Source organism: Kitasatospora sp. NBC_01246 (assembly GCF_036226505.1).
Taxonomy (GTDB): domain Bacteria; phylum Actinomycetota; class Actinomycetes; order Streptomycetales; family Streptomycetaceae; genus Kitasatospora.
This window is the reverse complement of the sequence record NZ_CP108484.1, coordinates 4,834,609-4,854,740: the sequence shown is the minus strand read 5'-3', so window position 1 is coordinate 4,854,740 and position 20,132 is coordinate 4,834,609. Positions and strand designations below refer to the sequence as shown.

22 protein-coding genes are annotated in these 20,132 nt (G+C 74.6%); 7 read left to right on the top strand and 15 right to left on the bottom strand.

Features of this window, described 5'->3' with window-relative positions; translation table 11 throughout:
- Nucleotides 1–31 precede the first annotated feature (31 nt).
- A complete protein-coding gene (gene dacB, locus OG618_RS21280; protein WP_329489119.1) occupies nt 32–1,690 on the bottom strand; it encodes a D-alanyl-D-alanine carboxypeptidase/D-alanyl-D-alanine endopeptidase in 1,659 nt (552 codons plus the stop codon).
- Nucleotides 1,691–1,766: 76 nt separating this feature from the next.
- On the opposite strand from dacB, the gene OG618_RS21275 reads away from it, so the two are divergent.
- Nucleotides 1,767–2,258, top strand: coding sequence for an inorganic diphosphatase (locus tag OG618_RS21275; protein ID WP_329492202.1), 492 nt, complete (start codon nt 1,767–1,769; stop codon nt 2,256–2,258).
- Between the two features lie 223 nt (nt 2,259–2,481).
- Entirely contained in the window at nt 2,482–3,153 is a 672-nt protein-coding gene (locus OG618_RS21270; protein WP_329489118.1) for a biliverdin-producing heme oxygenase, read from the top strand.
- Between the two features lie 115 nt (nt 3,154–3,268).
- Here OG618_RS21270 and OG618_RS21265 read toward each other — a convergent pair whose 3' ends face one another.
- Nucleotides 3,269–4,936 (bottom strand): HtaA domain-containing protein, encoded by a 1,668-nt coding sequence (locus OG618_RS21265; protein WP_329489117.1) that lies wholly within the window; start codon nt 4,934–4,936, stop codon nt 3,269–3,271.
- 40 nt (nt 4,937–4,976) lie between these two features.
- Nucleotides 4,977–6,491 (bottom strand): HtaA domain-containing protein, encoded by a 1,515-nt coding sequence (locus OG618_RS21260; protein ID WP_329489116.1) that lies wholly within the window; start codon nt 6,489–6,491, stop codon nt 4,977–4,979.
- 157 nt (nt 6,492–6,648) lie between these two features.
- Here OG618_RS21260 and OG618_RS21255 point away from each other — a divergent pair, with 157 nt between their 5' ends.
- Genes OG618_RS21255 through OG618_RS21245 form a run of 3 tightly spaced genes read left to right on the top strand, consistent with a single transcriptional unit; the run spans nt 6,649 to nt 9,562 of the window.
- Nucleotides 6,649–7,680 (top strand): heme/hemin ABC transporter substrate-binding protein, encoded by a 1,032-nt coding sequence (locus OG618_RS21255; protein WP_329489115.1) that lies wholly within the window; start codon nt 6,649–6,651, stop codon nt 7,678–7,680.
- The gene (locus tag OG618_RS21250) at nt 7,677–8,744 is read left to right on the top strand and encodes a FecCD family ABC transporter permease (protein WP_329489114.1); all 1,068 of its coding nucleotides are present in this window, start codon (nt 7,677–7,679) and stop codon (nt 8,742–8,744) included. Before OG618_RS21255 ends, OG618_RS21250 begins: the two co-directional genes overlap by 4 nt.
- Nucleotides 8,741–9,562, top strand: a complete 822-nt coding sequence (locus tag OG618_RS21245) for a heme ABC transporter ATP-binding protein (protein WP_329489113.1) — start codon at nt 8,741–8,743, stop codon at nt 9,560–9,562. Before OG618_RS21250 ends, OG618_RS21245 begins: the two co-directional genes overlap by 4 nt.
- Nucleotides 9,563–9,662: 100 nt before the next feature.
- Here OG618_RS21245 and OG618_RS21240 read toward each other — a convergent pair whose 3' ends face one another.
- The 3 genes from OG618_RS21240 to OG618_RS21230 form a co-directional block, all read right to left on the bottom strand.
- On the bottom strand, nt 9,663–9,878 hold the full coding sequence (locus tag OG618_RS21240; protein ID WP_329489112.1) for a dodecin: 216 nt from the start codon (nt 9,876–9,878) through the stop codon (nt 9,663–9,665).
- Nucleotides 9,879–10,022: 144 nt separating this feature from the next.
- On the bottom strand, nt 10,023–10,982 hold the full coding sequence (locus OG618_RS21235) for an asparaginase (RefSeq protein WP_329489111.1): 960 nt from the start codon (nt 10,980–10,982) through the stop codon (nt 10,023–10,025).
- A gap of 76 nt (nt 10,983–11,058) precedes the next feature.
- Nucleotides 11,059–11,679 carry an RsiG family protein gene (locus OG618_RS21230; protein WP_329489110.1) on the bottom strand — a complete coding sequence of 207 codons (621 nt, stop codon included), beginning with the start codon at nt 11,677–11,679 and terminating at the stop codon, nt 11,059–11,061.
- Nucleotides 11,680–12,157: 478 nt separating this feature from the next.
- On the opposite strand from OG618_RS21230, the gene dtd reads away from it, so the two are divergent.
- Nucleotides 12,158–12,607, top strand: a complete 450-nt coding sequence (gene dtd / locus OG618_RS21225; protein WP_329489109.1) for a D-aminoacyl-tRNA deacylase — start codon at nt 12,158–12,160, stop codon at nt 12,605–12,607.
- A 25-nt stretch (nt 12,608–12,632) separates the two neighbouring features.
- Here the strand turns inward: dtd and ygfZ are convergent, their stop codons facing one another.
- From ygfZ to OG618_RS21210, 3 genes are all read right to left on the bottom strand, one after another.
- Complete coding sequence (gene ygfZ / locus OG618_RS21220; RefSeq protein ID WP_329489108.1) at nt 12,633–13,595, bottom strand: CAF17-like 4Fe-4S cluster assembly/insertion protein YgfZ; 963 nt, start codon at nt 13,593–13,595, stop codon at nt 12,633–12,635.
- A gap of 10 nt (nt 13,596–13,605) precedes the next feature.
- The gene (locus tag OG618_RS21215; protein WP_329489107.1) at nt 13,606–14,070 is read right to left on the bottom strand and encodes a Fur family transcriptional regulator; all 465 of its coding nucleotides are present in this window, start codon (nt 14,068–14,070) and stop codon (nt 13,606–13,608) included.
- Between the two features lie 129 nt (nt 14,071–14,199).
- Nucleotides 14,200–14,802 carry an FABP family protein gene (locus OG618_RS21210; protein ID WP_329489106.1) on the bottom strand — a complete coding sequence of 201 codons (603 nt, stop codon included), beginning with the start codon at nt 14,800–14,802 and terminating at the stop codon, nt 14,200–14,202.
- 288 nt (nt 14,803–15,090) lie between these two features.
- On the opposite strand from OG618_RS21210, the gene OG618_RS21205 reads away from it, so the two are divergent.
- A complete protein-coding gene (locus OG618_RS21205) occupies nt 15,091–15,474 on the top strand; it encodes a DsrE family protein (protein ID WP_329489105.1) in 384 nt (127 codons plus the stop codon).
- Here the strand turns inward: OG618_RS21205 and OG618_RS21200 are convergent.
- From OG618_RS21200 to OG618_RS21180, 6 genes are all read right to left on the bottom strand, one after another.
- A complete protein-coding gene (locus OG618_RS21200; RefSeq protein ID WP_380385530.1) occupies nt 15,468–15,716 on the bottom strand; it encodes a hypothetical protein in 249 nt (82 codons plus the stop codon). The two genes, OG618_RS21205 and OG618_RS21200, sit on opposite strands and share 7 nt — an antisense overlap.
- Nucleotides 15,717–15,900: 184 nt before the next feature.
- On the bottom strand, nt 15,901–16,191 hold the full coding sequence (locus OG618_RS21195) for a DUF1416 domain-containing protein (protein WP_093861460.1): 291 nt from the start codon (nt 16,189–16,191) through the stop codon (nt 15,901–15,903).
- 40 nt (nt 16,192–16,231) lie between these two features.
- The gene (locus OG618_RS21190) at nt 16,232–17,065 is read right to left on the bottom strand and encodes a sulfurtransferase (protein WP_329489103.1); all 834 of its coding nucleotides are present in this window, start codon (nt 17,063–17,065) and stop codon (nt 16,232–16,234) included.
- Between the two features lie 220 nt (nt 17,066–17,285).
- A complete protein-coding gene (locus OG618_RS38045; protein ID WP_369405619.1) occupies nt 17,286–17,366 on the bottom strand; it encodes an Ms5788A family Cys-rich leader peptide in 81 nt (26 codons plus the stop codon).
- 295 nt (nt 17,367–17,661) lie between these two features.
- On the bottom strand, nt 17,662–18,345 hold the full coding sequence (locus OG618_RS21185; RefSeq protein ID WP_329489102.1) for an LmeA family phospholipid-binding protein: 684 nt from the start codon (nt 18,343–18,345) through the stop codon (nt 17,662–17,664).
- A 263-nt stretch (nt 18,346–18,608) separates the two neighbouring features.
- Nucleotides 18,609–20,132 (bottom strand): hypothetical protein, encoded by a 1,524-nt coding sequence (locus OG618_RS21180; protein WP_329489101.1) that lies wholly within the window; start codon nt 20,130–20,132, stop codon nt 18,609–18,611.

Genomic DNA, 20,132 nt, shown 5'->3' with positions numbered 1-20,132 from the left:
ATCGGCCCCGGTCGGCGTCGCCGCGGGTGACTCAGTGGCAGCCGCAGGCCGCCAGTCTGGCCACGACGCGGTCCATCGCGGCGCGGGCGGTGTCGGCGGCCGCGGTGGTCTTCGTCATCACGGCGAAGGCGAGCAGCCGGCCTTCGGCGTCCACCACCGTGCCGGCCAGGGTGTTGACGCCGTTCAGGCTGCCGGTCTTGGCCCGGACCAGGCCGGCCGCCTCGGCCGCGCCGGAGCCGGCGCCGAAGCGCTTGCCGAGGGTGCCGGTGAATCCGGCGATCGGCAGGCCGGTGAGCACCGGACGCAGCGTCGGGTGCTGCTCCGAGGAGGCCAGCGCGAGCAGTTGGACGAGGACGGCGGGCGGGATCGCGTTGCCCGTGCTCAGCCCGCTGCCGTCGCCCAGCACCACCCCGGTCATCGGCACGCCGAGCCGGGCGAGCTCCTGGGTGACGGCGGTGGCGGCGCCCTCGAAGCTGGCCGGCTGGTGCGCGGCGAGCGCGGCCTGACGGGCGATCGCCTCGGCGAGGGTGTTGTCGGAGGTGGTGAGCAGGCGCTCGACCAGTCGGGCGACGGTCGGCGAATCGACCCGGCCGAGGACCGGCGCGGTGGCGGCCGCGGGGGCGGCGGCGGGCTTGGCCTTGCCGTCCACGGTGATGCCCTGGGCCTTCAGCTGGGCGGTGAAGGCGTCGGCGGCCTGGCCGGCCGGGTCGGCCACCCGGGCCGGCGCGTCCTCACGGCTCTTCGGGTCGACCTTGCCCTCGTCGATCATCAGCGGGGTGACCAGCGCGATGTTGGCGGCGTCGTAGTTCTTGTGCTGGGGGCTGCCCGCGTAGAGCGAGAGGTCGTAGTCCAGCTTGACGGCGGTGGTGCCGGCGGCCTTGAGGGCGGCGGCGGTCTGCCGGGCCAGGGCCTCCAGGGAGGCGGGGGCGGTGTCCGCGTCGGCGGGCGCGCCGCCGATCTGCACCTGGTCGGCGGGCAGCGCGGTGAGGGTCGGGTCACCACCACCCACGAGGGTGATCTCGCCGGGGTTCGCACCCTTGACGACCCGGGTGGCCAACCGGGTGTCCCCCGGGATCAGCGAGAGCGCCGCGACGGTGGTCGCCAGCTTGGTGGTGGAGGCCGGGGTGGCGGGCGCGTTCTCCCCCGAGCCGTAGAGCACCCGGCCGTCCGCCGCGTCCGCGACGGCGAAGCTGACGGTGCCCAGGCTGCGGTCCGCGAACGCGGCGGCGAGCGCCTGCTGGAGCCCCTGGGCGGTCGGCAGCGCGGCGCCCGGTCCGGCCTCGGCCGAGGCCAGGACGGCCCCCGCGACCGGGGCCGGGCGGCCGGCGGCCGGGGCGGCGGGCGTCCCCGTGGGCGAACCGGCGGGCCCGGCGGGCGGGGTGCCGGGCGGCGGGGTGGTGGACGGCCCGGCGGCCCCGGTCGGGCCGGTCGGCTCCGCCGCTCCCACCCGGTTCCGGCCCTGGTCGCCGCCGCGGTCGTGCCCGCGGTCGCCGTCGCGGCCACCGTCTCCGCCGTCGTGCTTCTTCCCGTCCTCGCCGTGGCCCGCGCTGTGCCCGCCGGCCGGAGGGGAGGGCTGGGCGTACGCGCCGCCGCCCGAGCCCAGCACCGTGCCGGCGACCAGTAGCGCCGCCCCGAACAACCCTGCGGCCGTCCCCCTGCGGCGGTCTCCCGCCCCGACCACTGCTCCCACCGACCGGCCCCTTTCCTGAGCACCCGCTCCCGTAGGAGACACTTGGATTCTGTCAGTCCCTACCTTGGAGGAACCGTTGGAGTTCGACGTCCTTATCGAAATCCCTAAGGGCTCGCGCAACAAGTACGAGGTCGACCACGAGAGCGGTCGCCTTCGTCTTGACCGGATGCTGTTCACCTCGACCCGCTACCCGGCCGACTACGGCTATGTCGAGGGCACCCTGGCGGACGACGGCGACCCCCTGGACGCCCTGGTCATCCTGGAGGAGCCGACCTTCCCCGGTTGCCTGATCAAGTGCCGCGTCATCGGCATGTTCAAGATGACGGACGAGGCCGGCGGCGACGACAAGCTGCTCTGCGTCCCGGCGACCGACCCCCGCTGGGAGCACCTGCAGGACATCCACCACGTGTCGGAGTTCGACCGTCTGGAGATCCAGCACTTCTTCGAGGTCTACAAGGACCTGGAGCCCGGCAAGTCCGTCGAGGGCGCCAACTGGGTCGGCCGCGCCGAGGCCGAGGCCGAGGTCACCGCGTCGATCAAGCGGCTTGCGGAGCAGGGCGGTCACTGAGCCCTCGTACCGATCTCGTTCGCAGGGCGGTTCGAGGTAGGTCGGGGCAGTCGGAGGCCGGGGTCGCGGATTCGTCCGCGACCCCGGCCTTCGCCGTTCCCGGCCGCGCCCGGAGGCTCCCGCGCCGCTCCCGGACCGGCTTTGCCGACACTCTGTCGGCATGACGGCAACTTAGGTTAGGCTAACCAAAAAGTCGGAGCCCGTTCCGATCCCTGGAGGCCGCATGCCCACGCCCGAGCAGCCCGTCCCGTTCTCCACCGTGCTCCGCACCGCCAGCAGCGAGGAGCACGAGGCCGCGGAGCAGTCGTCCTTCATGAGCCGCCTGCTGGGCGGACGGCTCGGCATCGACGCCTACGCCGACCTCACGGGCCAGCTCTGGTACGTCTACCGGGCCCTGGAGGGCCGGACCGCCGAGCTGGCGGACCACCCGGTGGCCGGACCGTTCATCGACCGGGCCCTGCTGCGCACCGCCGCCATCGAGCGCGACCTGGAGCACCTGCGCGGGCCCGGCTGGCGCGAGGGGCTGGCGCCGCTGCCCGCCACCGCCGCGTACGTGGCCCGGGTGGAGGAGCTGGCGGCCGAGTGGCCGGCCGGGTACATCGCGCACCACTACACCCGCTACCTCGGCGACCTGTCGGGCGGTCAGATCATCCGCGGCATCGCCGAGAAGACCTGGGGCTTCGAGCGCAAGGGCGACGGCGTGCGCTTCTACGTGTTCGAGGAGGTCGACAACCCGGCCGCCTTCAAGCGCGACTACCGGGCCAAGCTGGACGCCGCCGGACTCGCGCTGGACGACATCGAGCGCCGCCGGGTGGTCGAGGAGTGCAAGCGCGCCTTCGTGCTCAACGGCGCGATCTTCCACGACCTGGACGGGCGTTACCCGCTGAGCGCCTGACCACCGCCGCGCGGGAACGTCCCCGCACCGGTGCGCCCGCGCCCGACCGGACGGCGAAGCACCGGGCCCCGGCGAGCGGTTGCTCGCCGGGGCCCGATGCTTCCTGGGCGCCGGATCAGGCCTGCGCGGCGGTCCGGCGGCGGGCCAGCACCGTGGCGCTGCCACCGAGCAGCAGCAGACCGGCCGCGGTGGCCAGCAGCGGCACCACCGGGGTGTCGGCCCCGGTGGAGGCCAGCGAGGCGCCGCCACCGGTGGTCAGCGAGGCGCCCACGCCGCTCCCCGCGGCGCCGCCGGAGCCACTGCCCGCCCCCGTACCCGTCCCCGCACCCGTGCCGGCACCGGCCGCCGGGCCGGTGGGCAGCTGGGCACCCTTGTCGAAGGCGAGCGCGACGGTGACCGGGTCGAGGGCCTCGCCGGCCGGGTAGCTGCCGAACGCGGGCACGCCCTCGGCGGTCAGCGTGGCCGGCACCCCGGAGAGCGTCACCACGCCGTCGACCGGGGCGAAGCTCGCCCCGGAGAGGTCCAGCCTGGCGATCCGGACGCCGGTGAGCGCGGTGTCGCCCTTTCCGTCCCGGGACTTCGCGTTGACGTCGGCGGTCAGGTAGGCGCCGTCCTTGTCGATCTTCAGGCCGAACCCGGCGAGGGTGGTGTCCAGCTGGTAGCCGCCGCCCTCCGGGTGGCCGAGGAAGCGGACCGAGCCGTTGAAACCGGCCGACACCGCGTGGGTCGCGGTGTCGTAGCTGCCGGTGCCGCCGCCGAAGCGGTAGTCCGCGGCGCCGCCGCCGAACTCCACCTTGCCGTTGGCCATCGTCGTCAGGTACTTGCGGAAGCTCTCCTTGACCGACCAGTCCAGGGTGGCGTTCACGATGGCGAGTTCGCCGTTCGGCGCGCCGGTGGCCGACGGCGAGCCCGGGGCGCTCGGCGACTTCGAGACCGACGGCGAACCGCTCGCGGAGGGCGAGCCCGAGGCGGACGGCGAACCCGAGGCGCTCGGGGACGGCGAGGCCGACGCCGAACCGGTGGTGCTCGGCGACCGGGTGGCGGAGGGCGAACCGGTCGCGGACGGCGACCCCGAGGCGGACGGGGACTGCGAGGCGGACGGCGAGGCCGAGGGCGCGACGGTCGCCGTGGCGGTCGGCGACGGCGTGGCCGGGCTCTGCTTCAGCAGCAGCGCCAGCGGGTCCATCGCGGTCCCGGCCTGGTAGAAGCCGGCGAACGCCTTGGCACCCTGCTCGGTGAGCGCGGCCGCCGTCGGCACGCCCGTGGTGGTGTCCCGGCCGACCGTGAACGTCACCAGCGGCACGTCGTCCCGGCGGGTGACCTCGGTGGCACCCATCGACTCCTTGGAGGCGGTGTCGGCGGTGAGCGTGCCGGTCGTCCCCGAGGTGAAGATCTTCAGGTCGCTCAGACCGACGTCCAGCGCGCCGTGGTGGGCGGTGAACCGGACGCCGCCGCTGAAAGCCGAGGTGAGCGCGTGGGTGGTGAGGTCGTAGGACGCGCTCGCCAGGCCGAAGTGGAAGCTGCCGTCGGCGTTGGTGGTGGCGCCGCCGGTCAGCTCCACGCTGCCGCCGCCGACCGGGCCGGTGACGTAGCCGCGGAAGCTGGCCTTGACCCCCCAGTCCAGCGCGCCGGTGTCGTACGTGACGCTGCCGGGCCCGCCGGCGCCGAAGGCCAGGGCGGGAGCCCCGAAGGCGGTCAGGCCGAGGCCCGCGGTGGCGGCGGCGAGGGCGGCCAGCCGGGTGCGGTTGCGGCGGCCTGCGGGCATGGCGGAACTGCGGGACATGGTGGGACTCCGTTCGGTGGGCGGGGGACGGGAACCGACGTCAGGCCGCGTCGGCGGGGGTGGCCCGGCGCCGGCGCCGGGCGAGCACCGCGGCGGTCGCGCCCAGTGCGACCACCAGGGCGCCACCGGCCACCGCCACCGCCGGGACGCCGCCCGAGGAGGAGGACGCGGCGACGGGGGCGGCGGAGGCCGTGGTGGTGGCGGCGGGGCCCGGCGCGACCGGCGGGGCGCTGCCGATGTCGGGCAGCGGGGGGAGCGCGGCGGCCGGGTCGAGGGCGACGGCGAAGCTCAGCGGGTCCATCTCGGTACCCGCCGGATAGAGCGTGCCGAAGGCCTTGGCGCCCGCCTCGGTGAGCTTGAGCGGGAGTTCGGCGGCCTTCAGCAGGCCCGCCTCGAACGTGAGCCCGGCCGGATCGAAGGCGGCCAGCTCGACCCCGGTCAGCGCCTGCGAACCGCCGTCCGGCGTACGGCCGGAGACGTCCGCGACCAGCCGGCCCCGACCGCCGGCCACCGTCACTCCCGGGTTGGCGAGGGTGAGGTCGAGCCCGTAGCCGTCGCCGCTCCGCACGCCGGTGAAGCGGACGCTGCCGGAGAAGGCGGCGGTGAGGGTGCCGGCCGCCGGGTCGTACCCGCCCTTGGCCGGGGTCCAGCGGAAGAACGCGCCGCCGTCGGCCGCGCCGCCGGCGAGCTCCCAGCGGCCCTGGGCGATCGCGCCGGTGACGTAGTCGCGGAAGGTCCGGCGCACCCCCCAGTCGAGGGCGCCGTTCGCGAACTCCGTCCGGGCCGGAGCCGCGCGGGCGGCCGCCGACGGGGGCGTCGACGCCGGGGCGGCCGTCGGCTGTTCCGGCGTCGCGGACGGCCGGTCGGCGGTCGGGGCGGCGGCCGGCGCGGACGGCGACGGGGCCGCCGGGGTCGGCTGGGCCGCCGGCAGGCTGACCGAGAGGTTGACCGGGTCCAGCGCCGTCCCGGCGGTGTAGAAGTTGCCGAAGGCCTTCGCCCCGGCATCGGTCAGCGTCGCGGGCACGTTGCCGAGCGTCAGGGTGCCGGCGGCGCCGCGCAGGTCGACCCCGGCCAGCGAGAGGTCGGCGAGCTTGGCCTGGCTCACGCTGCTGACCCGGCCGGTCTCCTTGGACTTGCTGCTGACGTCCGCGTACAGCCCGGCGCCACCGCCGGCGGCGGCCCGGAAGGTGAGCCGGCCGATGCTCAGGTCGAGCGCGTCGACGCCGTTCTCCTGGTGCCCGGTGAACCGGACCCCGCCGGAGAACGCGGCGCTCAGCGCGCCGGTGGCCGGGTCGTACGCGCCGGTGGCCGAGTGGAACCGGAAGGTGCTCCCGCCGACCGTGGCGGCGCCCCCGGTGAGCGCCCAACTCCCCTTGGCGATCGGGCCGGTGACGTAGGTCAGGAAGGACTGCCGGATCCCCCAGTCCAGCCGGCCGCCGGACACCCTGCCCTCCGCCGCCCCGGCCTGGACCGGCAGCAGCGCCACCGTCAGGAGGGCGGCGAGGGTGGCCACCAGGGTGGCGGCCAGGCGACGGAGCCGTCTGGGCAGAGGCACGGCGGATCACTCCTCGGCACGACTGGGGAGGGGTGGGCGCGGCGCCGACCCCCTTGCGAAACTCAGGTAAGGCTAACCTAATATATGGAGTCAAGAGTCCCGCCGATCTCCCCGGCTCGCCCGCCGATGGAGACGACAACTCCCAGCGAAGGGGCGCATGTTGAGCAGCAGCACGATCCGACTCCGGGTGGCCCGCGGCCCCCTCCTGCTGCTGGTGGCCCTCGGCATGCTGCTCGGGCTGACCGCCTGCGGATCGGGCGCCGGCGCCACCGGAGCGGCCGGCCGGGCCGCCGCCACCCGCGCCCCGGACACCGTGGAGCCACTGGCCGAGACGCCCGCTCCCCGGCTCCCGGCCACCGCCGCCTCCGCCGACGGCCGCCAGGTCACGGTGACCAGCGCCGAGCGGATCATCCCACTCGACGGGAGCCTCGCCGAGATCGTGTTCAGCCTCGGCCTCGGCCCCAGGGTGGTCGCCCGGGACGTCTCCACCACCTTCCAGCAGGCCGCCGCGCTCCCGGTGATCACCCAGGCGCACGACGTCTCCGCCGAGGGCGTGCTCTCGCTGCACCCGACCGTCGTCCTCGCCGACCGCTCCACCGGCCCGGCCGAGGCGATCGCGCAGATCCGCGCGGCGGGCGTCCCGCTGATCGTCCTCGACGATGCCAAGAAGCTCGCCGACGTCGGCCCCCGGATCGACACCGTCGCCGCCGGCCTCGGCGTCCCGGACGCCGGACGGCAGCTCAAGGAGCGCACCGAGCAGCGGATCACCGAGGCGAAGGCCGCGCTGCCCACCCCCGGCCGGCACCCCAAGGTCGCCTTCCTCTACCTGCGCGGCAGCGCCTCCGTCTTCCTCCTCGGCGGCCCGGACTCCGGCGCCGGCTCGCTGATCGAGGCCGTCGGCGGTGCGGACGCCGGCCAGGGCGCCGGGCTCACCGGCGACTTCACCCCGCTCACCAGCGAGGCCCTGGTCAAGGCCGCCCCCGACGCGATCCTGGTGATGAGCAAAGGCCTGGAGTCGGTCGGCGGCGTCGACGGCCTGCTGAAGCTGCCCGGCGTCGCCCAGACCCCGGCCGGGCTGGACCGCCGGATCGTCTCGATCGAGGACGGCCAGCTGCTCAGCTACGGCCCGCGCACCCCGCAGGTGCTCCGCGAGATCGCCGACCAGCTCTACCCGGCGGCCGCCAAGTGAGCACCGCCGTACGGAAGAAGGCCCTCGCACTGCCCGGACCCCGGCGCACCGCCGTGATCACCGCCGGTCTGGCCGCCGCCCTGGTGCTCTGCGCCCTGCTCGCGGCCGGCATCGGCGCCTACCGCATCCCGCTCGACGACATCCTCGCCTCCTTCGGCCACCGGCTCGGCCTCGGCGGCCACCCGCTCGACCGCGTCCCGGAGTCGGTGCTCTGGAACGTCCGCCTCCCCCGGGTGGTGCTCGCCCTGCTGGTCGGCGGCTCGCTCGGCTGCGCGGGCGCGTTGATGCAGGGCGTGTTCGGCAACCCGCTGGCCGAGCCCGCCGTGATCGGCGTCTCCTCCGGCGGCGCGGTGGGCGCGGTCGGCTGCATCGTGCTCGGCCTCGACGCCTTCGGCAACTGGACCGTCACCGCCTTCGCCTTCGCCACCGGCCTGCTGACGGTCTTCGCGGTGTACGCGATGTCCCGCTCCGGCGGCCGCACCGAGGTGGTCACGCTGATCCTCACCGGTGTCGCGGTGAACGCCTTCTGCGGAGCGCTGATCGGCCTCTTCCTCTTCACCGCCGACTCCGCCGCGATCAGCCAGGTGACGTTCTGGCAGCTCGGCTCGCTCTCCCAGGCCACCTGGGGCAAGGCGCTGGCGGTACTGCCGTTCGCACTCGTCGGCCTGGCCCTCGCCCCGCGCTACGCAAGGCAGTTGGACCTGCTGGCGCTCGGCGAACGGCCGGCCCGCCACCTCGGCGTGGACGTCGAGCGGATGCGCCTGGTGCTGATCACCCTGGTCGCCCTGCTCACCGCCGCCGCCGTCGCGGTCAGCGGCATCATCAGCTTCGTCGGCCTGGTCGTCCCGCACCTGCTGCGGATGCTGGCCGGACCGGGCCACCGGTTCCTACTGCCCGCCTCCGCCCTCGGCGGTGCGCTCGTCCTGGTCGTCGGCGACCTCGCCGCCCGCACCCTGGCCGAGCCCGCCGAACTGCCGCTCGGCGTGCTCACCGCACTGATCGGCAGCCCGTTCTTCTTCTGGCTGCTGCGCCGCACCAGGACCAAGCAGGGAGGCTGGGCATGAGGCTGCGGACCCGGCCCGAGGTACCCGGACGCCCCGCCCCGGGCACCGAGCTGCTCGCCGCCGAGGGCGTCCGGCTGGCGGTCGGCGGGCGCGAGCTGCTGGCCGGCGCGGACGTCCGGGTGACGGCCGGCGAGGTGGTCGCCCTGCTCGGGCCGAACGGCGCCGGCAAGTCCACCCTGCTCTCCGTACTGGCCGGCGACCTCGCGCCGACCGCCGGTACCGTCCGGCTGCTCGACCGCCCGCTGGCCGGCTACCGGCCGGCCGAACTCGCCCGGCACCGCGCGCTGCTGCCGCAGTCGGCCGCCCTGTCCTTCCCGTTCCCCGCCGACGAGGTGGTCCGGATGGGCCGGGCCCCCTGGGCCGGCACGGCGGCCGCCGCCGAGGACGACGTGGTGGTCGCCGGGGCGATGGCCGCGACCGAGTCCACCGCCTTCGCCGGGCGGCCGTTCACCGCGCTCTCCGGCGGCGAGCGGGCCCGGGTGGCGCTGGCCCGGGTGCTGGCCCAGCGGACCGCGCTGCTGCTGCTCGACGAGCCCACCGCCGCCCTCGACCTGCGTCACCAGGAGCTGGTGCTGCGGGTCGCCCGGGCGCGGGCCGCCGCCGGGGACGGTGTGGTCGTCGTGCTGCACGACCTGTCGCTGGCGGCGGCCTACGCGGACCGGGTGGTGCTGCTGACCGCCGGTGCGACGATCGCCGACGGCCCGGTGGCCGAGGTGCTGCGCGCGCCGCTGCTCAGCGAGGTCTACGGGCACCCGGTGGAGGTGCTGGCGCACCCGCGCACGGGCGTCCCGCTGGTCCTGCCCGAGCGCGACCGCTGAGCAGGGGACGGGCGCCGGGCACGGGCGGGCGCCGAACTCCGGCGACCGCTGGACACGGCCGACCGCTGCGCACCGGGGCCCGGCGCGCGCCGGGCCCCGGTCAGGCGTCGTCGTCGAGCCGGAAACCGACCTTCAGACCGACCTGGTAGTGCTGGATCCGACCCTCCGCCAGGTGCCCCCGGACCTGCGTCACCTCGAACCAGTCGAGGTTGCGCAGCGTCCGGGAGGCCCGCTCCACCCCGTTGCGGATGGCGGCGTCGATGCTCTCGGTCGAAGACCCGACGATCTCGGTCACCCGGTAGACGTGCTCGCTCATGACGGACTCCCTCACCTGTGCGACGGCCCCCGTCCACCGTGCACCGCCACCGGCCGCTCCGCACTCCGGCGCCCGCCGGGCGGGCCCGGGGCCCGTCCTCGGGAGCGCGGCGCCGCCCCCGTGCCGGGGAACCCGGGCACGGGCCTAGAAGGCCGCCCGGATCTCGCCCACCGGCACCCCGCCGCCGAGCAGCGGCGCGGCCGCGATCCGCTCCACCGTGCCGTCCGCCGTGGTCACCCCGAGCCGGCGCAGCGCGGCCGCCAGGACCGGCCCGCGGGCCCGCTCGGCACCGTCATCGATCTTGAAGGCGAGAGCCCGGCCGTCCGGCAACGCCACCGCCTGCACGGCCTCGGCCCCCATCTTGGACAGCGCGCCCGGCACCGCCCGCATCAGCCAGGTGTCGGCCCGGCGGGTGCCGGCCACGTACTCGGGGTGGGCGCGCATGGCGTCGGCCACCCGGCGCTGCGGCGTCCCCGGCTCAGCCCCCAGCAGCGCCCGGTAGCCGCGGGCCAGGCCGGTCAGGCTGACGGCCAGCAGCGGGGCGCCGCAGCCGTCCACCCCGGCGTGCGCCGCCGGCTCGCCGGTGGCCTCCGCCATGGCCTCGCGGGCCAGCACCTGGAGGGGGTGCGCCGGGTCGAGGTAGCTCTCGGTCGGCCAGTCGTTGGCGACGCAGGCGGCCAGCCAGCCGGCGTGCTTGCCGGAGCAGTCCATCAGGATCGGTGCGCGCCCGCCGCCGGACCGCAGGTGCAGCTCGGCCTCGGTCTCGTCGAGCGGCAGGTCGGCCGGGGTCCGCAGGGCGGACTCGTCCAGCCCCGCGGCACCCAGGATCCGCCGTACGCCGTCCAGGTGAAACGATTCCGCGGAGTGGCTGGAGGCGGCCAGCGCCAGCAGCTCGCCCTCGATCGCCAGGCCCGCCCGCAGGGTGGCCACCGCCTGGAACGGCTTGGCGCACGAACGCGGGAAGACCGGGGCGTCGGGGTCGCCCAGCGCGAAGTCCACCGAGCCGTCGGCGGCGAGCAGGACCAGCGATCCGTGGTGCCGGCCCTCGGTGAAGCCGGAGCGTATGACCTCGGCGAGCACGGGCAGGGCGACGGAGTGGGACATGGCGGAAGCCTTCCGGGGTGAGGGTGGGCCGGGGGCGAGCCGGACCGCACGCACCCGCCCCGGACACCTCACCCGGTCAGAGCGGGCCGCCCGCGAGCAGGTCGTCGACCCGCGCTTCCCCATCACGGTACCTGCGGGTGATCTCGGCACTGCAGCCGTCCGCCGTCCGCAGCAGCAGTTGCCGCCGGCCGGACACCTCGCGCTCGTGCGCGCGCAGCCGGTCCAGCGCGGCCAGCAGCTCCTCGGGCGGGTGCGCGGCCAGGTCGGCCAGCTGGACATCGCCCATCAGGGCGTCCGCCTCCAGCTGGGACTGCTGGCCGCGGGGCGGCCCCAGGGTGACGTGCCGGGCGGAGCGGCGGACCGTCGACGGGGCATCGGTGAGGATGGCCGGCAGCCGGTCCAGCAGCGCGCCGCCCGCCGGGCTCTCACCCCCGGCCGCCACCAGGAGCGCGCCCGGCCGGCGGTCGAGTTCGGCCCGCAGGATGTCCATCCGACCGTGCAGCAGGCGCCGCAGATAGGAGAGGTCCGCCTCCTGCTCCAGGGTCTCCCGGCGCAGGGTGCGCAGCTGCTCCAGGCCCAACCGCCCCAGATCGGGCTCACCCTCCGTACCCGCTGCCGGGCCGGAGGAGCCCCCCACCGGCTCCGGCACCTCGGGCGTCTGCCCGGACCGGCCCCGTGCCGTGCTGCTCGCGTCCATCAACCAACCACCTGCCGTCGTCCGATCCCGCCCGCTCGCGGCACCCCGTCGCCTGCCGCCGGTCCGACCCGTCCCCCGGGCGGGCCGTCGCGCGTACCCGCCGCGCACACCCGTCCGATGGCACGCGCGATCGCCCCCGAAAGGTTCCCGCCCCCGCCGATGCCACCCCACGGGGCGACACCACCAGAACGCCTGACCTACCGACTCGACCACCCGGCCGAACGGACCCGGCGCGGCGGACCTCTGGCGCCCCGGACCCTCGTACCGCCCCAGCGTGCCACCCCGCCCACCGCCGGTGCACCGCCCGTGCACCCGAACGGCCCCCTGGCGAACGGGGGTGGCTGATATGACCGGGGCTTTTCGCAGCGAGAGCGGCATCCCCTGGCGCGCAGGCGCGCACCACCCGGCGCGTACTGGCCTTGCGCACGCCCCTCAGGGGGCCGCCGGAACGCGCCGCCCGCTCCGGCACAATGGCCGCATGCGAGCAGTGGTGCAGCGAGTGACCGAGGCCAGGGTGACGGTGGCCGGCGAGACCGTCGGCGCGATCGAGGGACCGGGGCTCTGCGTCCTGGTCGGCGTCACCCACGAGGACACCCCCGCCAAGGCGGCCCAACTGGCCCGCAAGCTCTGGACGCTACGACTGCTGGAGCCGGACGAGGCCCGGGCCGACGGGGTCGAGCAGTCCTGCTCGGACCTGGGCGCGCCGCTCCTGGTGATCAGCCAGTTCACCCTCTACGGGGACGCCCGCAAGGGCCGCCGCCCCACCTGGAACGCCGCCGCCCCCGGCCCGGTCGCCGAGCCGCTGGTGGACGAGGTGGTCGCCCAGCTGCGCGCCCTGGGCGCCAAGGTCGAGACCGGCCGCTTCGGCGCGGACATGCGGGTCGCACTGGTGAACGACGGCCCGTTCACCGTCCTGGTCGAGGTCTGACCGGACCGGGGCCCGACCGGCCCGGCTACTGCGGGACGATCACGTCCTGCGTCCCCGGCACCGTCCCGGCCAGCAGCACCGCGTCCACCGGGACGTTCCGCTTGACGATCGCCAGCGCGATCGGCCCCAGCTCGTGGTGGCGCGCCGAGGACGTCACGAAGCCCAGTGCCCGGCCGTCCGGGTCCGAGGCGAGCCGCACCTCGGTACCGTGCGGGGGCAGCGTCTCCTCGGTGCCGTCCAGGTGCAGGAAGACCAGCCGGCGCGGCGGCCGGCCCAGGTTGTGCACCCGGGCGACCGTCTCCTGGCCGCGGTAGCAGCCCTTCTGCAGGTGGACGGCGGTCGTCAGCCAGTCCACCTCGTGCGGGATGGTCCGGTGGTCGGTCTCGAAGCCGAGCCGCGGCCGGTGGCCCTCGATCCGCAGCGCCTCGTACGCCCAGATCCCGGCCGCCGGGCCGTAGCCCCCGGTCAGCGCCGCCAGCTCGGCACGCGGCAGGAAGAGGTCCCGCCCGTAGGCCAGCTCGCGGACCGCCGCCGCGCCGTCCGCCGCGGCGGTGGAGCCGGCCGGCAGGTGGACCACCGCGTAGTCGGCGGTCGCGTCGGCGACCTCGACCCGGTAGAAGAACTTCATGCTCTCCAGGTAGCCGAGCAGCGCCTGCGCCGTGCCCGGCTCGACGTGCGCCCAGGTGGTGGTGCCGTCGTCGACCAGGTACAGGGCGTGCTCGACGTGTCCGTTCGGGGAGAGCACCAGCGCCTCGGTGGCCTGCTGCACGGGCAGCTCGCTGACGTGCTGGGTGAGCAGCAGGTGCAGCCAGGCCAGCCGGTCGTCGCCGGTCACGGTGATCACACCGCGGTGGGAGAGGTCCACGAAGCCGCTGCCCCGCGCGAGGTTGCGTTGCTCGCGGAAGATGTCGCCGTAGTGGGCGGCCACGCCCTCGTCGGTTCCCTCGGCGGGGACGGCACCGGGCAGCGCAAGCAGCGGGCTCTTCATACCGGCCAGCTTACGGCCGGTCCTCGGCGAGCTTGGCGGTGCAGTCGGCGCAGCGGCCGAAGATGGCGAAATGCTTGAGGTCGGTGTCGAAGCCGTGCTGCTCGCGCAGGCTCTCGATCAGCGGGCGGGCGATCTCGGTACCGGTCTCGGTGACCTTCTCGCAGTCCCGGCAGACCAGGTGCAGGTGGTGGTGACGGCCCGCCAGGTGGTACGTCGGAGCGCCGTGGCCGAGGTGCGCGTGCGACACCAGGCCGAGCTCCTCCAGCAGCTCCAGGGTCCGGTAGACGGTGGAGATGTTGATGCCGCTGGCCGTCCGGCGGACGTGCCCGAGGATGTCGTCCGGGGTCGCGTGGTCGAGCACGTCGACCGCCTCCAGGACGAGCTGGCGCTGGGGCGTGAGGCGGTAGCCGCGCTGACGCAGATCGGCCTTCCAGTCGCCGGAGAGCTGCCAGTCTGTGGTGCCGGTGTCCGCCACGGTGCTGTCCCTGCCAAGGTCGGGGTCCTGATGCAAGTGTAGGGACCGGCCGTCGGCCGGTCCCTACCTCGTGCGCGGTGGGCTGTGGGCTGTGCCCGGCGGTGAGCCGTGCTCAGCGGTGAGCCGTGCTCAGCGGAAGAAGGCGATGCCGTCGTCCGGCAGGTCGTTGATGTCCTTGATCAGCTGGGCCGGGCTGAGCACCTTCTTCAGCTGCGCCGACATGTACGGGCGCAGCGGCACGTTCGGGGCGGCCTTCTCGCCGACCCAGAGCAGCTCCTCGTTGACGAAGCCGAAGAGACGCTTGCCGCCCGAGTACTCCGGCGAGCCCTCGATCCGGGCCACCGCGTCGGTGGAGACGTCGATCTGCGGCTTGCCGTCGGCCAGCTCGCCGTACCAGATCTCGACCGCGCCGTCGTCCCGGACGGAGGAGATCTCGATCCCGCGGGCACCGCTGGTGCCGTGCTGGTTGCTGGTCACGCGCCAGAACGCGTGCTCGTTCTCCAGCGGGCGGACCTTCTCGCCCTCGCTGTCCAGCACCCAGGTGCGGGAGCGGAACTCCAGGAACGGCCGGCCGTCGTGCCGGAAGACGATCTCCTGGCCGAAGTTGCACTTCTCCGCACCGGCGGCCTCCTCGCCGGGCAGCGGCGCGTAGACGCCCGCGCCCTCCCAGGTGCCGAGGAGGAAGGCGAGCGGGACGACGTCCTTGTGGAGGTCAGAGGGGATCTCGATCATGTTCCTGGTCGCTGTCGTCGACGATGTGGGGCAGCTTCAACCGTACGGCAGCCGGACTCAGCGCTGGCCCTGGTACAGCTTCATCACCGAGAAGATGGCGAACCAGGTGATCAGCACGGCCATGAGGGCCAGCAGACCGTCGAAGAAGATTTCCAGACCGGACACGGGGGGCTCCCAGGGCGGCGACAGTGTGGTGGATTTTGCTGGCGCTCACTCTATCCGCCGGGTGACGACGGGTCTCGGTGAGCCCCACCACGTCGGCATTTCGCCGGGATCTAGGGTGGCGGCATGTCCTCCGATACGAAGTCCGACTCGAAGAAGCTCGTCATCAAGGTCACCGCCGGTGCGGACGCGCCGGAGCGCTGCTCGCAGGCCTTCACGGTGGCGGCGGTGGCCGTCGCCAGCGGGATCGAGGTCTCGCTCTGGCTGACCGGCGAGTCGTCCTGGTTCGCCCTGCCGGGGCGGGCGGCGGAGTTCGAGCTGCCGCACGCGGCGCCGCTGCCGGACCTGCTGGAGTCGATCCTGGCGGCCGGCACCGTCACCCTCTGCACGCAGTGCGCGGCCCGGCGCGGGATCGAGCAGAAGGACACCGTCGAGGGCGTCCGGATCGCGGGCGCGCAGGTCTTCGTAAGCGAGATCATGGCGGACGGCGTGCAGGCCCTCGTCTACTGATCCGGCCCCCGCCGCCCCTCGTGGTCCGGGTGGTCCCGGTCGTGACCGGGGTCGTCCCACTTCGGGTCCTCCCAGCGCGGGTCGTTCCACCAGTCGTCCTCGGGGTCCCGCTTGTTCGCGAACACCGCGGCGGCGGGCGGGATCACCATCGCGACCACGCACATGCCGATCGCGGCCGGGACGGACCAGAACCGGACCACGCCCCAGGCCAGGACGAACAGCCCCAGGCAGACGCCCATCATGGCGAAGTAGTAGCGATGCCGCCGGCTCCCCTGCACGCTTCCACCGTACGACCGAGGGCCCCTGCGGAAGCAGGGGCCCTCGGGATCGGATCCGGCCGTTTCGGGCCGGATCCGGCGCACTCGGTCACCCGGAGCGCTCGGCGTGCGAAGCGCACGCGGGGCGCTCCGAGCGGGGTCAGAGCGCTCAGACGGCGATGGCGACCTCGGTCAGGTTGCCCTGGGAGGCGACCACCTGGCGGTCCACGGTCTGCCCCGGGACGAGCGCGCGCAGCGTCCACTTGCCCGGGCGGGCGAAGAACCGGAACTGGCCCGTCGCCGAGGTGGGCACCTCGGCCGTGAACTCGCCGCCCTCGTCGAGCAGCCGGACGTAGCCGTTCACCGGCTCGCCGTCTCGGGTCACGGAACCCTGGATGATCGTCTCGTTCGCCACGTCAACTCCTGCCAGGTCCGGCCCACCGGCCTTCGCACCGCACATGTCTTGTCTTCCCTTCAGCCTTACGGGTGGAGCCGGCGGTTCAGTTGCCGAGCTCGATCGGCACGCCGACGAGGCTGCCGTACTCGGTCCAGGAGCCGTCGTAGTTCTTCACGTTCTCCTGGCCGAGCAGCTCGTGCAGCACGAACCAGGTGAGCGCGGAGCGCTCGCCGATGCGGCAGTAGGCGATGGTGTCCTTGGCCAGGTCGATGCCCTCGGCCTCGTACAGGGCCTTCAGCTCGTCGTCGCTCTTGAAGGTGCCGTCGTCGTTGGCGTTCTTGGCCCACGGGATGTTGCGGGCGCTCGGCACGTGGCCGGGGCGCTGCGACTGCTCCTGCGGGAGGTGGGCCGGGGCGAGCAGCTTGCCGGAGAACTCGTCGGGCGAGCGGACGTCGACCAGGTTGAGGGTGCCGATGGCGGCGATCACGTCGTCGCGGAAGGCACGGATCGAGGAGTCGACGGCCTGCGCCTTGTACTCGGTCGCGGGGCGGGCCGGCACGTCGGCGACCAGGTCGCGGGAGTCCAGCTCCCACTTCTTGCGGCCGCCGTCCAGCAGGCGGACATCGCCGTGGCCGTACAGCTTGAAGTACCAGTAGGCGTACGAGGCGAACCAGTTGTTGTTGCCGCCGTAGAGCACCACGATGTCGTCGTTGGCGATGCCCTTGGCGCTCAGCAGCGCCTCGAAGCCGGCCTGGTCGATGAAGTCGCGGCGGACCGGGTCCTGGAGGTCGCTCTTCCAGTCGATCCGGACGGCGTTGCGGATGTGGTTCTTGTCGTAGGCGGAGGTGTCTTCGTCGACCTCGACGATGACAACCTTCGGGTCGTCCAGGCGGGCCTGGACCCAGTCGGCGTCGACCAGGACGTCGCTGCGGCTCATGGTGGTGTTCTCCATCCGAGGGCGGTTTGCGGAAGGTGCTGCTGCGGGTGCTCGTCGGCGGCCGTTCCGAATTCATGTCCGAATAATGGGACGAACCAGGGAGGCGCACTGTTCCGAGCGGTGGTCTGCGGTGTGCAGCGGGAACGGCCGGTACGGGGCACCGGGCCAGATCACCGGGGAAATCGGCGGCGGGCGGGAAATGCCCTGCAAAGACGCCGAGTTAGCGCATTCGACACAGACAGGCGGCCACGCGGCACAGGTCTACCGCCCGCCGCTTCGTGAGGTCCGCCTGTCGCTTCATGCCGACGATGCTAGGGACACGGGGTACCCGCTGTCACCATCGTATCGAATACTGAGACCAGATGGCTCAGATAACGAGATTTGACCTTCGCATGGTGGGCGGGAACCGGCCAACCGCCGTTCGGGGCCTCCAGGGGGGACGGTCGGGGGCGGGAAGCACACCGCTCCACGGTCGGCGCTGGACAGCGCGTCTCGCGGAGCGGAACAGGGGCAAGGGGTACGGGGTACGGGGTACGGGGCATGGCGGTGCGGGCCGGTGGCGCGGCAGGCGGTGCGGGCCGGCGCTGCGGCCGGCGTCAGCCGATCAGGGTCACGCCGTCGCCCTGGAAGGACAGCTGGAGGCCCTCCTCCTTCGGGGTCACCCCGGACAGCTTCAGCCCGGCCGGGAGCTGGTCGAGGGTGAAACTGACCGGATCGACCTTCTGGTTGGTCAGGCCCGCCACCATCGCGGCCACCCCGCTGAGCTGGAACCCGTCCGTCGTGACGGTGTTGCCCTGGCTGTGCACCGAACCCTCGCCGACCGCGAGCGGGCCCAGCGCCGCCTTGATCCTGCCCGGCCCGCCGTACGACAGGCTCAACCGGGCGTTGGGGGCCACCGGCAGCTTCCCGGCGGCGGGCACCATCTCGGCGGCGGGCGGCAGCAGCTGGGCGAGGTCGGCGTAGGAGATCAGGCCGCTGCCGCTGCCCTTGGCCACCGTGGCGCTGCGCAGGCTGTCGCTCACCGCGACGCCGGACAGCCGGGCCTCGAAGGAGTGCAGCGCCACCTGGTGGGTGCCGTCACCGACGGTCAGCCCGTCGGCCGAGATCCGGAGGTCGTCCACCTTCTTCGACAGCAGATCGGTGAGGAACGGGACGTCGCCGATCGACACGTCCGGCCGATGGCTCATCCGGCCGCTCTTCACCAGTTGCTCGGCGACCTCGTCCTCGGCCAGGCCCACGGCGATCCGGTCCGCGCCCACCAGCAGGCCGGAAAGGACCACCAAACCGATCGTCGCCTTCAGCCAACCGCGCATCGCTCTCCCCCGTCGTCGCCCGCCGCTGTCGTCGTACGCGTCGTTCTCTTCGTCGATCTCGTCTTACCGGTCGGTCCGGTCCTACTCGTCGGTCCGGCTGGCGCCACCGGGCCCGCGAGCGCCCCGCCCGGACGGCCGGCCGCCGCGCCGGCCGCGCTCGCACGACCGTACGACGCCCGGCTCCGGACCATGGTTCCGGAACCGGGCGTCGCGGGGCGTGCCGCCGGACCTCAGCCCGCCAGCAGCCGGGTGGCGATCCAGATCAGCGGCGAGGCCACCGCCAGCGGCAGGGCCACGCCCGCCGTCATGTGCACGAATCGGGACGGGAAGTCGTACCCGGCCACCCGGCGGCCGACCAGGGCGCCCAGACCCGCCAGCACGCCCAGCGCCAACGGGGCGCCGACGACCAGGCCGAACACCACGGCCGCCAGCAGTCCGAGCACCGGGCCCAGCTGCTTCGGACCGGGCAGCGGCGCCGCGGCCAGCACGGTGGCCAGCGCGACAGCGCCGACCGCCGCCGGCACCCAGTCCGCCAGCAGCAGCGCGGTGCAGAGCACCGTCACCACGCTGGCCGAACCGAGCACGGTGAGCGCGTAGAACCGCTCCTTCGGGTCCGAGGGGCGGAACGTCTGGAGCACCAGGACCAGCAGGAAGAACCCGCCCAGGGTGCCGACGACGGCTGCCGCCCCGCCGTCCGAGTCGGCCAGCAGAACCGCCACGTCGGCGGTGAGACCGGCCAGCACGGCGAGGGCGATGCCCTGACGGGCCGGCCACATGCCGTTCAGCCGGAACCAGCCGGCCGCGGTCAGCACCTGGAGCAGCGCGACGACCAGCGCCAGCGCCGGCTGCCCGATCGCCGCGCCCCCGGCCAGCAGCGCGGCCGCACCGGAGGTGATCAGGGCGGGCTGCAGGCCCGGGTCGATGATCGGCGAACCGGTCCGGACGGGCGCGGCGGAACCGGGCGCGACCGGTCCGGGCGCGGCGGTGCCTGGTCGACCCGGCACAGCGCCGTGCGGGGCACCGGCGCGGCGGCGGCCGGTGGGGGCACCGGGGCCGTCGGCGGGGGCCGTCGGGCGCTTGAGCGTCATGGTCGGCGAGTCGAGGACGTGCGCCGGGGCCGGGGCGGGGGCCGGGTTCGCGGCCGGGGCCGGCGCGGGCGGCATCGCGCCCGACACCACCACCGGTGGGAGCAGCGTCGTCGCCGCGTCGTCCATCGGCGGGACGGGCGGGAGCAGGGCCGTCGCCGCGTCGTCGACGGGCGGCTGGGCGTACGGCTGCTGCCCGTACGGCGGCTGCCCGAGCGGCGGCTGCCCGTACGGCTGCGGCTGTTGCCCGTACGGCGGTCCGGCCTGCTGCCGACCGCCCGGCCGGGCCTGCTGACGCGGCTGCCCGTACGGCTGCTGCGGCGCCCGGGGCTGTCCGTACGGCGGGGGCTGCGGGGGCTGCTGCTGCCCGTACGGCTGCTGGGGCGGCTGCTGGGCGGGCCCGCCGCCGTACGGCGGCGGCTGCCCGGGAGCACCGGCCGGCGACCGTCTTCCCGGGTGCTCCGGCTGCCCCGGTGCCCGGCCCGCGGCGGGGGCGGGAGCGGGGGCGTACGGCCGGGCCACCTGCTCCTGCGGCTCCGGCGCGTACCCCTGCTCGGGGGCGTACGGGTGCTGGGACTGCGCCTGCGGATGCGGCGGCTGCTGCGGCTGCTGCCAGCCGCCCGGGCCGGTGCCCTGCGGGCCGCCGTTCACGTTGTTCGGGTCCGTCAC

What these genes read in the sequence shown, in the direction of transcription:
- OG618_RS21245 (WP_329489113.1), top strand. Translation starts at nt 8,741, where the DNA reads ATGAGGCTGCGGACCCGGCCCGAGGTACCCGGACGCCCCGCCCCGGGC.
- OG618_RS21235 (WP_329489111.1), bottom strand. Translation starts at nt 10,982, where the DNA reads ATGTCCCACTCCGTCGCCCTGCCCGTGCTCGCCGAGGTCATACGCTCC.
- OG618_RS21205 (WP_329489105.1), top strand. Translation starts at nt 15,091, where the DNA reads ATGTCCTCCGATACGAAGTCCGACTCGAAGAAGCTCGTCATCAAGGTC.
- OG618_RS21210 (WP_329489106.1), bottom strand. Translation starts at nt 14,802, where the DNA reads ATGATCGAGATCCCCTCTGACCTCCACAAGGACGTCGTCCCGCTCGCC.
- OG618_RS21190 (WP_329489103.1), bottom strand. Translation starts at nt 17,065, where the DNA reads ATGAGCCGCAGCGACGTCCTGGTCGACGCCGACTGGGTCCAGGCCCGC.
- ygfZ (WP_329489108.1), bottom strand. Translation starts at nt 13,595, where the DNA reads ATGAAGAGCCCGCTGCTTGCGCTGCCCGGTGCCGTCCCCGCCGAGGGA.
- OG618_RS21270 (WP_329489118.1), top strand. Translation starts at nt 2,482, where the DNA reads ATGCCCACGCCCGAGCAGCCCGTCCCGTTCTCCACCGTGCTCCGCACC.
- OG618_RS21230 (WP_329489110.1), bottom strand. Translation starts at nt 11,679, where the DNA reads ATGGACGCGAGCAGCACGGCACGGGGCCGGTCCGGGCAGACGCCCGAG.
- OG618_RS21265 (WP_329489117.1), bottom strand. Translation starts at nt 4,936, where the DNA reads ATGTCCCGCAGTTCCGCCATGCCCGCAGGCCGCCGCAACCGCACCCGG.
- OG618_RS21240 (WP_329489112.1), bottom strand. Translation starts at nt 9,878, where the DNA reads ATGAGCGAGCACGTCTACCGGGTGACCGAGATCGTCGGGTCTTCGACC.
- OG618_RS21200 (WP_380385530.1), bottom strand. Translation starts at nt 15,716, where the DNA reads ATGATGGGCGTCTGCCTGGGGCTGTTCGTCCTGGCCTGGGGCGTGGTC.
- dtd (WP_329489109.1), top strand. Translation starts at nt 12,158, where the DNA reads ATGCGAGCAGTGGTGCAGCGAGTGACCGAGGCCAGGGTGACGGTGGCC.
- OG618_RS21255 (WP_329489115.1), top strand. Translation starts at nt 6,649, where the DNA reads ATGTTGAGCAGCAGCACGATCCGACTCCGGGTGGCCCGCGGCCCCCTC.
- OG618_RS38045 (WP_369405619.1), bottom strand. Translation starts at nt 17,366, where the DNA reads ATGAAGCGACAGGCGGACCTCACGAAGCGGCGGGCGGTAGACCTGTGC.
- OG618_RS21195 (WP_093861460.1), bottom strand. Translation starts at nt 16,191, where the DNA reads ATGTGCGGTGCGAAGGCCGGTGGGCCGGACCTGGCAGGAGTTGACGTG.